Here is a 14,213-nt window from a genome sequence, read left to right on the forward strand (position 1 = left end):
TTTAACTTTTCGTTTTATCGATTCTTTTTGCCAAGCTATCCACCTGATAAGGAAATCTGCGATATGACCACCCAGCCTCGCCGCTTGTCCTCTGACGAGTCACAACCCCTGACCGATGAAGCACTGCATCTGCAAAGTGACCTGGAAAATGATACCGCTGACGAAACGGTGATTCAACCCGCCAACCCCTTGCAGTATCGTGGTGCTAACCGTAGTGTGCCCATTACAACAGGTTCACAACTGCAATGGTTTTATAACCTGCCGGTACGCAGTAAGCAATTGCTGGGACTGTTTAGCTCAGAAGCGATTTCAGTGGTGGGACTGGTTGGGGTCAGCTCATGGATCATCGTGGCGGGAGGACGCGCGCAATTAGTCAATCAAGCCCAATCTGAATTAGCTGTTACTGATATTCAGTACAACATTAAAGTTGATCAGATGGGGTTTGGTTTCCGGGGTCAATCGGACAATGCTGCCATTATTGCAGCTGCAAGGGCGTATTCCAGTGGTCAAACTGCGATTCCCGAAACCCTCCAGCAAGTCGAACAAATTTTGCGGAATGAGGTTTCAGCCCGGCAAATTGAGTATGCCACGCTGGTGGGGCGAGATTTGCGCATCATTGCCAGTGCTAATGCCGATCGCCAGGGAGAGCGGTTTGATCCAGGGGGATTGGTCGGAACGGTTTTAGCAAATCCCCGCCAGATTAAAACCAGTGCGATCGTCCCCTGGGATGAGCTGCAACGGGAAAATCCGCCCCTGCCCGAAGGATTCTCCAACCAGGATGCCCTGATTCGGTACACCTTCACGCCGGTGCGAGATCCTAACACGCAGGAAGTGGTCGGCGTTTTAATTTCAGGAGATATTGTTAACAACAAGCTGCCGATCGTAGAAGGAACAGTGGGAGCCTTTGACAACGGCTACAGCGCCATTTATCTGCGGAAACCCGATGGAGCGTTTGAGTTAGTCACCTCCATGGACTTGCAGGATCAGGATAATCTGAGCCTGGCGCAAACCAATGTTCCCTTGCCAGATAACGCGATTCTGGAATGGGCAACAGAACAAGAAAATTCTCCGGTGACGCGCAGGATGGAGATTGGCGATCGCACCTACACAGTTGCCGCTCAAACCATTACTAACTTCAACAATGAACCCGTGGGCGTAATGGTGCGGGGAACCTCGGAAGCTGCCCTGAATCAACTGCTGCGCAATAGCCTGCTGTTACAGTTAGCGATCGCCGTGATTGCCCTGGCGGCGGATGTAGGACTGGCCATATTGTTAGGACGCGCCATTGCCAACCCCATTGAACGACTGCGGCAAGCCAATCTATGGTTTGCTTCAGGCAATCGCAGTGCTCGGGCTGAAGTGTTTGCTAAAGATGAAGTCGGACAACTGACTGAGGCGTTTAATCAATTAGCCGACGTGGTGACTGCATCAGAACAGGAACTGGAGGCACAGTACCATCGTCAGGAAGTTGCCACTAAACGGGCCCAACTCCTCGCAGACCTGACCAGCCGCATTCGCCAATCGCTGGATTTTGACGACATCCTGAGAACGTCGGTGACTGGAGTCCGGGAAGTGCTGAAGGTCGATCGCGTTGTGATTTATCGCTTCAATCCAGACTACAAGAGCGGGTATATTACAGCCGAATCCGTGGGCCACGGTTGGTTAAAGGCTAAGGGGCAAACCATTCACGATCCCCTCGTGCCAGGGGCGATCGAACGCTTTAAGAGTGGACGCATTTCCACCGTCGAGAATCTGAACGAAGCCCAACTCACGGACTGCCACTGCGAAATTTTGCGGCGGATGGAAGTGCAGGCAAACATGGTGGCTCCGATCGTCGTGGGCGATGAGTTAATTGGCTTAATTTGCGCCCATCAATGCTCTCGTCCCCGCACCTGGGAAGTGGAGGAAATTGAACTGATCCGGCAAATCTCTGTCCAGGTCGGCTATGCCCTGGCCCAGTCCAGGCTCCTGAATCAGCAAGAGTTTACGGCTCATCGGGAACGGCAGTTGAATAATATTATTGTGCGCATGCGGGAATCTCTGGAGCGTGAAAGAATATTCCGTTCCGTGGTACAGGATGTGCGGGAAGTTATTCAAACCCAACGGGTGATTGTGTTCCTGTTTGATGACCAATGGCAGGGAGAAATTGTTGCTGAATCGGTACAGTCCGGTTATCCAGTGGCAATGGGGGCGCGGATTGCTGACCCCTGCTTTGCCGATAAATACGTGGAACAATATCGCCAGGGGCGCGTACATGCCACCAATGATATTCACAATGCTGGACTCACAGAGTGCCACCTGAAACAGCTTGACCCCTTCCAGGTGAAGGCTAACCTGGTTGCCCCGATCTTGATTGGCGATCGGCTAATTGGTCTATTCATCGCCCACCACTGTGCGGCTCCTCGCGCCTGGGAAGATGCTGAAATCAACTTTATGCGGCAGGTCGCTCTGCAACTGGGATTTGCGATCGAACAGGCGGACTTGTTTGCTGAATTAAAGCAGGCTCGCATTAAAGCAGAAGCCCTGTCCGATGATCAACGCTCCCAGAAAGAAGCTCTGCAAATGCAGTTGATTGAACTGTTGAGCCAGGTGGAAGGAGCTGCCAGAGGGGATTTAACCGTACGAGCAGACGTGACGGCCGGAGAAATTGGCACCGTTGCTGACTTCTTTAACTCGATCGTGGAAAGCTTGCGGCAAATCGTTACCCAGGTCAAACAGTCCGTTGTTCAGGTCAGCAATTCCTTAGGCGAAAACGAATCAGCCATCCGCCAGCTTGCCGATGAAGCCCTGCGGCAGTCCGAAGAAACCATGCGAACGCTAGGCTCAATGGAAAGTATGACGCGATCGATTCAGGTGGTGGCAACCCAGGCGCAACAGGCCGCAGAAGTGGCCCACAAAGCCTCAGCAACGGCAGAAGCAGGCGGAAATGCAATGGACTTGACGGTGCAGAATATCCTGAACCTGCGCGAAACGGTGGGTGAAACGGCGAAGAAAGTTAAGCGGCTTGGTGAATCTTCTCAACAAATCTCTAAAGTGGTATCGCTGATTAACCAGATCGCTATGCAGACCAACCTGCTCGCCATCAACGCCGGAATTGAAGCAGCACGAGCCGGAGAAGAAGGTCAGGGCTTTGCAGTTGTGGCCGAAGAGGTGGGAGAACTGGCCGCGCGATCGTCCGCCGCAACCCAGGAGATTGAGCGCATTGTAGACAACATTCAGCGGGAAACCAGCCAGGTAGTAGAAGCCATGGAGCAAAGCACCGCCCAGGTGGTGGAAGGCACCCATCTGGTAGAAAGTGCGAAACTCAGCCTGAATCAAATTCTGGATGTATCGCGCCAAATCGATCAACTGGTGCAATCCATTTCCGAAACCACCGTCTCCCAGGTCAGCACCTCTGAAACTGTTTCCAAACTGATGAAGGAAGTGGCCGAGGTTTCCGAACGAACTTCTGCATCCTCACGGCAGGTTTCCTCCGCTCTCCGGCGCACCGTTGAAGTCGCCCGTGTGCTCCAGGAATCGGTCGGTACCTTTGAGGTCGGCAGTGAAATTCACTCTCTCCAATAACCCTTCTCCCCGCCCACCCTACCCCCACGCACTCCCTACCCCCTCAATATCACCATGTCACAGGATAAGGAACTCGAAATTCAGCTTCAGTTTCTCGATGAGGCGCAGGAGTACCTGGATACGATCGAAGCCTCGCTGCTGGGAATTGCTAGCAATGGTATTGACGGTCAAAAAATTAACGCAGCCCTGAGAGCGGCTCACTCTGTCAAAGGGGGAGCTGCCATGATGGGATTCCAGGTTCTCAGCCAGCTTGCACACCGATTGGAAGATTCCTTTAAGGTGCTGAAGGTGCAAAAAAATGCCGTTGGGCTGGATGGCGATCTAGAACAACTGCTACTGGCTGGAGCCGACTGTCTGCGCCATGTGGTTCAGGAATGTCAGCATCGCCGTGAGATTGCCCCTGACTGGTTAGATCACCATGCCACTCAGGTGTTTGAACGACTGCACGATCGTTTAGGAGATCCGCAAGCCGAAGATGCCAACTCCATGCTGTCCCCTGAAGAAGGACAGGACATTGTATCGTTGCTGTTTGAAACGGAAGTAGAAGGCTGTTTAAGTCGGCTAGAAACAGTTTTGCAGACGGGAGATCCCTGTTTGCGAGAAGAAGTGGAAATTTTGGCCCAGGAGTTAGGTGGACTGGGTGAAATGCTGCAACTGTCGGCATTTTGTCAGCTTTGTGAATCCGTTCTCCATCACCTAGCAGCCGCCCCCGATCGCGTCGAGGCTATTACTCAATCCGCCCTGCAAGCCTGGCGACAAACGCAAGCACTGGTTTTAACTGGCAATCTCAACATGCTTCCCGCCGCAATTCAGGTGGAGGGGGTAGAGGTTGCTGCCGCTGCGACAGATGCCATCACCGAAGTTGTCCCGGATGCGGTAGGCAATTCCGCAACCGTCACACCAGATTTTGCAACAGATTTTGCAACAGATTACTCAATCGATGCTTTAACCGAAGACCACGCAGCATTGACAACAGAGTTTACAGCGGACACGGACTCTGGATTTATCACTGCGGAACTGAATCATCAATCGTCTAAGATAAACCAATTTGAGGCGATCGAGGATGAAACCTTTGATTTTTATCCCGATGATGAAGATGAATCCGTCACCGAGTTTTTAATTGGTCAAACCCAAAACTTTCATTCAGATACGTTCAATCCAGAGATTGAATCTCAGTTTGAGCCCTTTTCTGATTCCGATTTCAACCCTGAAGCTGAATCCCAGTCCGAAGCTGCATCGGTTGATGCTGAACTGATTTCATTTCAATCCACCTCCCAGCCTCAAAGTTCCGCCCCTCCCAGCAGCTATACAGCAGAATTTAGAATTAGCAATGACACGATTGATTCACCCATTTCAGAAGAAACTCAAGAAAATACCGTTCGGGTTCCTGTCCGCCATTTAAACCAACTGAATGATTTGATGGGTGAACTGACGATCGAGCGCAATCGTTTGGATCTTCACCTGAAACGACTCCGCAGTCTGATCCGCACCATGTCGCTGCGGGTTCAAGTCCTGGATCGATCAAACACTCAGCTTCGCGCCAGTTACGATCGCGTTGCCACCCAAATTCCCGACTCTTCACTCCCCCTACTGCCGGCTTCACCCGTCACTTCTCAATCGCTCTCCCTGGATCCTCACTATAGTGATTTTATTGAGTCCAACGATCGGTTTGATGTGCTGGAAATGGATCGCTACAGTGAGTTGCACCTGCTGTCCCAAGAGGTCATGGAAACCATCGTCCAAATTCAGGAAGTCACCAGCGACGTTGAACTGGGTTTAGATGATGCAGATCAGATCAACCGCGATTTGCACAAAACCACCAAGCAATTGCAGATGAGTCTGAGCCATGTCCGAATGCGTCCCCTTTCTGACATTACCGATCGCTTTCCTAAAGCCCTGAGGGAGCTGTCGTTGCAGTACAGTAAGCCAGTTCAACTCAAAGTCAACGGGGGACAAACCCTGGTCGATCGCAATATTTTGGAAGCTTTGAATGATCCTTTATTGCACCTGATTCGGAACGCCTTTGACCACGGCATTGAAGATTCAGAAACACGCAAGCGAAACGGTAAACCAGAGCAAGGGCTAATTGAAATTCGAGCTTACCATCGGCATAACCGAACGGTGATTACTGTAACCGATGATGGTAGTGGCATTCCCCTGGAGAAAGTGCGGAACCGGGCCCGACAAATGGGACTGGATGAAATGCTGCTGGCGGCGGCGAGCGATGAAGAACTGCTATCCCTGATTTTTGAACCTGGATTTAGCACCACCGATCGCGTTACTGATTTGTCTGGACGGGGTGTGGGTATGGATATAGTCCGCAACAACCTCAAGCAAGTCCGGGGCGAAATTAAGGTCAACACTCAGGCGGGAATAGGGACAACGTTTACCCTGTCCGTGCCATTTACCTTATCTGTGGCGCGGGTATTACTTGCAGAGGCGGGTGGAATGCTGCTGGCGTTCCCCACGGATGTGATTCATGAAATGGTGGTGCTACAGCCAGAACAGGTGGTTGTTACGGCTGGCAGTGAGGTGCTGCGCTGGCAAGATACGATGGTACAGTTGGTTCGCCTCGCCCAATGGCTGAAGTTCAACTGCTCTCGCCAGATGGAAGGGTTAGAAACACCACCCACCATTAACGATCCAGCGGTGATTATCCTCAATCAAGGGAACCAGAAAGTTGGATTACAAATCGATCGCTGTTGGGGGGAACAGGAGGTAGCCCTGCGGCGAGTGGAAGGAAACTTACCACTGCCACCTGGATTTAACAGTTGCACCATTTTGGGCGATGGGCGGGTTGTCCCTCTGGTGAATATCTCAGAGATGTTGCACTGGATTGCTAGCTGCGATCGAGCATCGAACTTTACGATGCCTGAACATCTTCAGGTGACCAGCAATCCGGACTTAGGCGCAGCTTCCATCGTTCCTGCCCTGATGCCCATCCGAAAGCCAACTATCCTGGTTGTAGATGATTCCATTAACGTGCGGCGATTGCTAGCCCTGACTCTGGAAAAAGCAGGCTATCAGGTAGCTCAAGCCAAAGATGGGCAAGATGCGATCGACAAGCTATCCGCAGGATTGCAGGTGCAGGCGGTCATTTGCGATATTGAAATGCCGCGTCTGGACGGTTACGGATTCCTGGCGAAAGTGAAGGCCACTCCAGATTTTGAGCAATTACCCGTTGCTATGCTGACCTCCCGTAGCGGTGAAAAGCATCGACGGCTGGCCATGAACTTAGGCGCGACCGCTTACTTCTCCAAACCCTACAACGAGCAGGCACTCCTACAAACGCTCGAAAAGCTGATTGAGTTGGCTCCAGCGAGCTAAGGAGTGAACCTATGTCTCCCTCCTATCGCAGTATTATCCGTCGCAACCATGCAACTCAGCAGTTAATCGTCTTTCCCCTGCGCCAGGAACGGTTTGCTCTGCCGATTCGCTATGCCTACAAAGTCATTCCCATGAGCCAAACCTATGGGGTGTGCCAGCAAACGGGAGTGAGCCTGACGCGCTATCAAAACTGCGATGTTCTGGTCATTGATATCCAGCGTCGAATTTTTGCCAGTGCTCCAATTCAGCCCTTATTACCGGGTGAACTGAATTCTGTATCGCATCTGGAATCATTTCAGTCACCACTGATATCCCCAAACCCAACCCACTTACTGCTCATGCAAACTCCACATAATGAGCTAATGGGGATTCCGCTGGATACTCCACCCATGCTTCGTCGTGTTCCCGATTCTGCGTTTGCTCCTGTTCCAGCCGCTTATCTGAAACAGGGGAATATTCGCTGTATCAGTGCTTTAGTTGTTCCCTCGAAAGATGAACCTCCCATCTTTTTGTTGAATCCCAATCAGATAATTCAGAGTCTTTCTCTACTACCAGAAATGGAGGGTTGATGAAGTACTTACTCATTTTAATGTCAAGTTTCTCAGAAAAAAATGCCCATTAGCTACGATCCCATCCTTGTTATTGTCTCCGCCTTTGCTGCCATCCTTGCTGCTTTTATTGCACTTGAAATGACGAATCGCTTACTGATTGCCAAAGACACATTTCGCACTTTCTGGTTAACGTCAGGTTCGATCGCTCTGGGATCAGGCATTTGGACAATGCATTTCATTGGGATGCTCGCTGTCTCCCTACCTATTGGTGTAACCTACAATGTACCGATTCTGACAGCTTCGCTTTTGCTTCCGGTTATCGCTGCCTTCCAGGCTTTATCAATTACCTGTCGTCCAGTTGTTAAAATTTCCACCTTAATCATAGGAGGTGTTGTTGCAGGATTAGGGATCGCTATCATGCATTACGTTGGAATGGCCGCAATGCAAATGTCCGCCGACCTTAGTTACAATCCGATTTTGTTTGCACTATCTGTCTTCATTGCGATCGCTGTATCCTATATTGCCCTGAAACTATTCCTGCTATTTCGAGAAAGTCAGAATAGCTCCAAGCGGCTTAAACTGTTGAGTGCAATTGCAATGGGATTGGCCATCACCAGCATGCACTACACAGGAATGGCTGCTGTTATTTTTGTGCCCAATCCGAACAAAATCATACCACCTTCTGGTATCGATAGTCTCTCACTCGCGTATCTTGTTTGTTTCTTTGCTGTGTTCGTTTTAGGACTCATGTTTGCTCTCATTTATATCGAGCCTAAACCGAGAATAAAACAAAAAGATCGTTAATATCTTTTAAGTACACCGCTGGTCTATCCCATGAATCTTTTTCGCCCCATTAATACACCAACTTTAATTACGATCGCAGCCATTGGGGTAGCGATCATTCCCGTGGTACTCCATGTTTCCGGGTCTACTCCATCAGAACCGATAGATGAATCTAGCCTGGTGGATCCGGACGCAGCAGATTCAACCCATCTCCCCACCCATGATATTGGAGCGATCGGGCACAATCGTCGCTGTGTGCAGTGTGATTTGACCGAAGTGGATTGGCAAAAAAGGGACTTAAGCCGAGTTAACTTACAGCAGTCCAACCTGACCAGAGCCAATTTGCAAGGGACAAAATTAATCAATGCAGTCTTAATCGAAACGAACCTGAGCGATGCCAACCTCACGGAAGCCCATCTGTATGGAGCCGACCTGAAAACAGCAGATCTCCAGCGCGCAGATTTGCAAGAAGCTCAGCTACTCCACGCGAGCTTATCCCATGCCAACCTGACTGAAGCCAATTTAGTCAACGCTGAATTACGAGATGCCGACCTCAGTTTTGCGACGTTAAAAGATACGACGATGAATCGTGCCAGCCTCTATGGAGCTATCCTCAGAAATGCGGATTTGTCTGGAGCTGATCTGAGTGAAGCCGATCTGCGCTATGCCGATCTATCCAACGCTAACTTAGACGGCACGAATTTAACCAACGCTCGATTAGACTTTGCAATTCTGCCATAGGTTAGGGATCTGCAATTAAATGGCATCCCAATTTTTGAAAAAATCGACTGTAAGGGCGCACAGCAAGCAGTGTACCCCTGACGGGTATGTTATTTTGTCGCATCCCCTTAAATGGATCGAATAGGTCACTGATCAGGAGAATCAATCGGCTGGATCAATTGAATTTCCTCATTCCGAGATGAATCGCCAAATGGCGGCTCCAACGGACTGAAACAATCCCCTGACCTGGGAGCGATCGGCTTCCGTCTCACCAATTTGTTGCCACAGGTAGGGTTGTACCTGCTGCATCTGCTGCTGCAAATGGTGCCGTTCATTGGAATCCTCTGGCAGGCAATCGATCGCACTTTTCCAGCAACGCGCCGCAGATTGCAGTTGCTCCGTATTAATATATAAATTTCCCAGGTTGAAGAGAGTTTTTGCCTGTAAAATAACCTCACCCAGCGATTCATAAAGACTGATACTTTGTTTGTATAATTCCTTTGCCTGATCCAGCCGACCCTGACGTAAATAGGCATTCGCTAAGTTATTCATCAAATGGGCAATCGGTTGGGCATCTCCTAACTGTCTGGCGGCATTCAGAGCTAACTTGTGGGTCTGCTCCCAGCTTTCCCAATCATCACTGTAATCAAAAAACAGAGCCAGCTTTCCCACCAGAGCAATCAACCGATCGGGATCATCGGCTTGAACAGCCCACTCTACCACCGTGAGCAAGTTCGATCGTTCTGCTTCAAACCAATTCAAGCTGCCTTCAACTAACTGTTGTTCTAGTTTAGCGATCGGCTGCTGAGTCATGCGATCGGCTATCCTCGCTATCACATTGCGCGTTTGAGGATTTAACCCCCACAGCATCATCTGACCCGTCTCCAGATACCACTGACTCACCCGCATCCGTGCCAACTGACGCATTGCCGATGATTCTTCCAGGGCAAGCTGCCCCCGCGCCAGTAGCCGCACAATGTCATGGACAATCTGATAATGACCGCCCCCAATCCGCCGGATCAGCTTCAAATCGACCAGTTCTCCAACAAACTGTTCTGCATCGTCTGGTTTTGCTTCCAAAAGTACGGCCGCAATGGTAGATGTGAAGTGAGATTCAGCTAATAATCCTAATAGGCGCAGGAGCCGTGCCGCCTCAGGAGAAAGTTGCTGATAGTCAAACAGGAAGCTTGGGCGGACTTCTGCATGACTTAAGCGCAGGGAATGCACCTGTTGATAGAGGCGATCGAATTGCTCAAACTGCTCTGAAATTGGTTTAGATAGCTGACGTTGAATGGCACTAGCCACCAGCCGAATGGATAACGGCAAGCAATGACAACGCTGAACCAACGATTGAGCAGTTTCAGGCGGTAATTGAATCGTTTCTTTGTTGATTAATCGATAAAGCAACGCGATCGCTTCAGCATCCGGTAGCTCTGGCAGATGCAAAACCGCCACTCTATCTAAATCTGCCAATGAATGACGACTGGTAATTAATACAACACTACAACAGTGCCGCGGAATGAGCGATCGTACCTGCTCTTCATTGACGGCATTATCTAATACTAATAAAGTTTGTTTATCCATCAACTGCGATTGCAGCAAATCCAGCCGTTCTCCTGCCTGGGAAGGAATTTGATCTGCATCAACGCCCCATCGCCTCAGCAGTTCACCTAACACCGCTTTGGGCTGTTTAGGATGCTGTTCTGTGCCGTGTAGATTGACATAAAGTTGGGCATCCAGAAAAGAACTTTTGAGGCGATGGGCCAAATGAATAGCAAAGGTTGACTTACCGACTCCAGCTTTACCCGTTATCGCAATCACGGTGGCTGAAGTTTTACGCTCATAGATACTTTGATTGATTAAATCAAAGATTTGCTGCAATTCGGTTGAACGTCCAGTGAAATCTTCTAAATCGGGAGGGAGTTGATAGAGGGAAGCGGCTGAAACAAGGTGATTTTGAATCTGTTGCGCTATCCGATCAAGATCACCCTGAACAGCCTGATCAATGCCATGAAAATAGAGCGGATACCCTGATCGATTACCAGTCATAGTTTACTCCGCTTGTTCCTACAGCAAGCCTGATCTCCCGACAAGAATTAGAGAGAAAAATGTTCTCTCCATTGTTTCCTAAACCGCCATCGCTGACCTAAAGCACACTCTTAATTTCTGCGACTGTTCGCTTAATTTCAAGGAGCAAAACCCCTTGCTTTGCAGATCGATGGGCCAATACAAGCAGCACTGCATCCTGGGTACAGCTTGTCAAAATACTAAATCCTTCTTCTCCTTCTACATAGATTCGATCGATCGCGCCTCGACCTAGCTCTACTCCAATCCGCTCACCCAGCGATAACATGGCAGCTGACATGGCAGAGACTCGTTCCTCATCCATCGTCCCCGGTAAGTTGGTGGACAAAGGCAGACCATCAGGGGTAACTAAAGCAGCCCCTTGCACGTCAGACGTTGCACTTACAAACTCCTGTAAAATATATCCCAATTTTTCAGTGTTAATTGCCATTGTTTTACCCTTCAGTTAGAGATACTATCTGCACAACAAAAGACTGATGAGTTGAGAGGAATTTTTGAAAAAGATTGACAGCATCAGATTAAAACTAGATTGATTTCAATCAAATCTGCTCACTGCTCAATCACCCTCTCAGTAACCAAACTATCCGTTAGGTAGTCAAATTCCTCCATCGATCGCCCCAGGGGAAGATCGATGACATCAAACAAAGTTAGCTAAACCGGATCAACAGGGTTGGTAAGCTGCTAGTAGCCCCTGGCATCAGTTCAAACCTCCTTTAGAGGGAGCTAGAAGCCAGAATGCAGGAGGCAAGCGGGGTCAGTAGATTTCAGTTGCCAAGTCCTAGTGCAGCAGGGAGAAATGACGCTTTCGGTGAATGCAACTTTTTAGCCTTCCACTCAAACTTTCATTCAGTAACAGACTAAATCAGTAAATTCCTGATTCTAATTTCGGGTTTAATTTTTTGGTTCGGGCACTGCTCTATGCTGATTAGACAAACACTTTAGACAAATACTAACCCCTCTGGCACTCATGAACCAGCACTCCAGAATTCTAGCAAAGCTTCATGAAGTTTAAGTAAAGCAAGCAGTGACTCGTATCAAGTCATCATAATTTTGTAATGGATGCCTGTTCCGTAAAGTATCTACTCTGCGATCGGCTATGCTGTAATATTCACAGTAAATAGACATTCAAAAACACTTCATTTGCATTCGATTCTTGATGAATTGGATATGATAAGTTTAGTGGTTGTTCCTTTGTTTGGCACTGAAGAAGCGAATCCCTAACTGCGCCTCGCATCAATTCTAAAGCGGAGAACTTTCTTCCACTCTTCAACCAGCACTTCTCCCTCCCATCATGCTGCAAACCATTAGCATCGAAGATAACGACTCTACCAATCGCCTCATCAAAGCCTGGGCAACCCGCTATTTGCCAGATTTGGTTTCTCTAAGCCACCCCAACAAGCGATTTCCTGCGGCGGAACTTGTGGAGGCTGCCTGCCCAGATGGCCGTGCCAAAACCATCCAAACCGTCAGGCGGATTCTTGAGCTGAACTGTCAGCTTGCCAGTTTAGAGGCAACCAGTGTTTATTCCTATGTTCCCAATATCCTTCAACTGTCTGAAACCCGACGTATTGCCCAGTCAGCGAACCGAGTTTATGAGCAGGTACTTCACCTGTATGGTCAGCACCAGCCACCCAACCATTTCCTCAAGTTTATTGATTCTTCCCCAGAACTGTTTAGCCGTCTGACGCTGCCCTTCCTGGTACTACCGGCCATCTCCCATCTTGCCAAAGAAATTGAGCCAACCCTCCTCGCAGTTCAAAAAGAGCACATCCAGGCAGGTGATCCCAGAGCGATCGGCTTTCTGACGACTCAGTTTCATTTTATGTCCAGGGAAATTACCAAGCAGCTTAACCCTTACGAACAAGTGCTCCTTACTCCGTACCTTAAATTTATAGAAGAACAGTCCTGTATTCCCTGGCAACGAGTCTGTGCAGCGGCTTCATGCCAGTCTACCAACGCCCCTATCTTTATCATGGTGGAACGACTGCTTCCCCTTTGCCAGCCGATCGCAGAAGCAACCTACCATCGTGCCCAACAAAACTACCCAGAGCATCGTAGCCGCCAGGGAAAGCTCAGTCAGGCTGCGGTGGCTCGCTCCACCCTGCGCGATCTGGTCATGATTCAAGGTTATCTGTGGCTCAGTTTTCTAGAAGGAAACCTCACCCGGATCAAGCACGAACTACTGCCCCTCTGCGTGATGGTTTTCCCCAGCATTAGCGTAAGCTGGACGCTGGTTGAACATGTGCTGGCCCTTTTGTTTGAAGAAATTCTGACCCATCTCACCCTGCCAGAGAAAGCACTGGTGTTGCCCTATCTCCAATCGATCAGAAAGCTGTTTGGAACCTGCAAATGAATAACCTGAAACTAAAACAATTCTTGTGGGGTGAGCAGCGTTTCGATTAAGCTTGTGACGGCTCGACTGAGCTCATGCCGAAGTCCTCGCCGAACTCCTGAGCCCAAGCCGAAGGACTCAAGCGTTTGACCGAACTCACGTCGAGGTTCAAAGTCTTGCCCGCCCAGCCAAAGAAGCAGAACGGTGGACAGGTTAAATCCACGCTCCTTGAAGGGTTGCTGAACTGATACCAGGAGCTACTAACCTTGCTGCTCCACTTCCGCCTTCATACGCTCCAGGGTGAGGTGCATCTGATCAAACATTTGCTGGGGAGTCACGCCAAACTGACCAAACTGAGTTTTGAACTGCTCCATGGTCATCTTTGCCATGAAATCTTCGGACAGTTCGAAGCGCTTCATAAATACCCGCCAGCGCTCCATAATTTCTTCCATCCGTTCAATGAAGATTTTTTTGCCTTCACGATCAAACTTGCCGTAGTCCGAGCCAATCTGGACGAGAGCCTGATAATCTTCAAACAGTTGCTTCGCTTCTTGCTGGACAATTTCAGAGTCGAAGAATCCCATTGTTACCTTAGTTCAGTGCTAAATTCTGATTTAATCAACTGAGGCTAGAGAATAACCGCCACTAGCCGAAAAGAAGCAGCAATACTCCTGTTCAGTTGTCCTCATTCTAATTGAGTTTGCAGTACGTCTGAAGATCGGATTTCTCTACACAGGTTCTTGTCGTGCCTTTGCTTTTTTCCTTTTTTTCCTCTTTTTTCCCCCTTTAAAGAGAAACACAGGGAAGGACTTTACTTGGCTGGAGCAACTTAGCCAATTGAATCCTAACCC

9 protein-coding genes are annotated in these 14,213 nt (G+C 49.3%); 6 read left to right on the top strand and 3 right to left on the bottom strand.

Features of this window, described 5'->3' with window-relative positions; all coding sequences use genetic code 11:
* Positions 1-63 precede the first annotated feature (63 nt).
* Genes ACM1PF_RS29860 through ACM1PF_RS29880 form a run of 5 tightly spaced genes read left to right on the top strand, consistent with a single transcriptional unit; the run spans position 64 to position 8,966 of the window.
* The gene (locus ACM1PF_RS29860) at positions 64-3,564 is read left to right on the top strand and encodes a GAF domain-containing protein (protein ID WP_416669969.1); all 3,501 of its coding nucleotides are present in this window, start codon (positions 64-66) and stop codon (positions 3,562-3,564) included.
* A gap of 54 nt (positions 3,565-3,618) precedes the next feature.
* Positions 3,619-6,891 (top strand): hybrid sensor histidine kinase/response regulator, encoded by a 3,273-nt coding sequence (locus ACM1PF_RS29865; RefSeq protein WP_416669971.1) that lies wholly within the window; start codon positions 3,619-3,621, stop codon positions 6,889-6,891.
* Positions 6,892-6,902: 11 nt separating this feature from the next.
* The gene (locus ACM1PF_RS29870; protein WP_416669973.1) at positions 6,903-7,460 is read left to right on the top strand and encodes a chemotaxis protein CheW; all 558 of its coding nucleotides are present in this window, start codon (positions 6,903-6,905) and stop codon (positions 7,458-7,460) included.
* 42 nt (positions 7,461-7,502) lie between these two features.
* Positions 7,503-8,246 carry an MHYT domain-containing protein gene (locus ACM1PF_RS29875; RefSeq protein ID WP_416669975.1) on the top strand — a complete coding sequence of 248 codons (744 nt, stop codon included), beginning with the start codon at positions 7,503-7,505 and terminating at the stop codon, positions 8,244-8,246.
* A gap of 30 nt (positions 8,247-8,276) precedes the next feature.
* Positions 8,277-8,966, top strand: a complete 690-nt coding sequence (locus tag ACM1PF_RS29880; RefSeq protein WP_416669977.1) for a pentapeptide repeat-containing protein — start codon at positions 8,277-8,279, stop codon at positions 8,964-8,966.
* A 168-nt stretch (positions 8,967-9,134) separates the two neighbouring features.
* On the opposite strand, the gene ACM1PF_RS29885 is transcribed toward ACM1PF_RS29880, so the two are convergent.
* Together ACM1PF_RS29885 and ACM1PF_RS29890 are read right to left on the bottom strand one after the other, a co-directional pair.
* Positions 9,135-10,994 (bottom strand): tetratricopeptide repeat protein, encoded by a 1,860-nt coding sequence (locus ACM1PF_RS29885; RefSeq protein WP_416669978.1) that lies wholly within the window; start codon positions 10,992-10,994, stop codon positions 9,135-9,137.
* Between the two features lie 97 nt (positions 10,995-11,091).
* Entirely contained in the window at positions 11,092-11,460 is a 369-nt protein-coding gene (locus ACM1PF_RS29890) for a roadblock/LC7 domain-containing protein (protein WP_416669980.1), read from the bottom strand.
* Positions 11,461-12,321: 861 nt separating this feature from the next.
* On the opposite strand from ACM1PF_RS29890, the gene ACM1PF_RS29895 reads away from it, so the two are divergent.
* Positions 12,322-13,383 (top strand): hypothetical protein, encoded by a 1,062-nt coding sequence (locus ACM1PF_RS29895; RefSeq protein ID WP_416669982.1) that lies wholly within the window; start codon positions 12,322-12,324, stop codon positions 13,381-13,383.
* Positions 13,384-13,622: 239 nt separating this feature from the next.
* On the opposite strand, the gene ACM1PF_RS29900 is transcribed toward ACM1PF_RS29895, so the two are convergent.
* Positions 13,623-13,946 carry a DUF1825 family protein gene (locus ACM1PF_RS29900; protein ID WP_416669984.1) on the bottom strand — a complete coding sequence of 108 codons (324 nt, stop codon included), beginning with the start codon at positions 13,944-13,946 and terminating at the stop codon, positions 13,623-13,625.
* Positions 13,947-14,213 lie beyond the last annotated feature (267 nt).

Origin of the sequence: Egbenema bharatensis FJBBOT/2019 (assembly GCF_048077055.1) — a bacterium.
GTDB classification, from domain to species: domain Bacteria; phylum Cyanobacteriota; class Cyanobacteriia; order Elainellales; family Elainellaceae; genus Egbenema; species Egbenema bharatensis.

Excerpts from the sequence above, each read along its gene's own strand:
- ACM1PF_RS29860 (WP_416669969.1), top strand. The coding sequence starts at position 64 with ATGACCACCCAGCCTCGCCGCTTGTCCTCTGACGAGTCACAACCCCTG.
- ACM1PF_RS29865 (WP_416669971.1), top strand. The coding sequence starts at position 3,619 with ATGTCACAGGATAAGGAACTCGAAATTCAGCTTCAGTTTCTCGATGAG.
- ACM1PF_RS29890 (WP_416669980.1), bottom strand. The coding sequence starts at position 11,460 with ATGGCAATTAACACTGAAAAATTGGGATATATTTTACAGGAGTTTGTA.
- ACM1PF_RS29895 (WP_416669982.1), top strand. The coding sequence starts at position 12,322 with ATGCTGCAAACCATTAGCATCGAAGATAACGACTCTACCAATCGCCTC.
- ACM1PF_RS29885 (WP_416669978.1), bottom strand. The coding sequence starts at position 10,994 with ATGACTGGTAATCGATCAGGGTATCCGCTCTATTTTCATGGCATTGAT.
- ACM1PF_RS29880 (WP_416669977.1), top strand. The coding sequence starts at position 8,277 with ATGAATCTTTTTCGCCCCATTAATACACCAACTTTAATTACGATCGCA.
- ACM1PF_RS29875 (WP_416669975.1), top strand. The coding sequence starts at position 7,503 with ATGCCCATTAGCTACGATCCCATCCTTGTTATTGTCTCCGCCTTTGCT.
- ACM1PF_RS29900 (WP_416669984.1), bottom strand. The coding sequence starts at position 13,946 with ATGGGATTCTTCGACTCTGAAATTGTCCAGCAAGAAGCGAAGCAACTG.
- ACM1PF_RS29870 (WP_416669973.1), top strand. The coding sequence starts at position 6,903 with ATGTCTCCCTCCTATCGCAGTATTATCCGTCGCAACCATGCAACTCAG.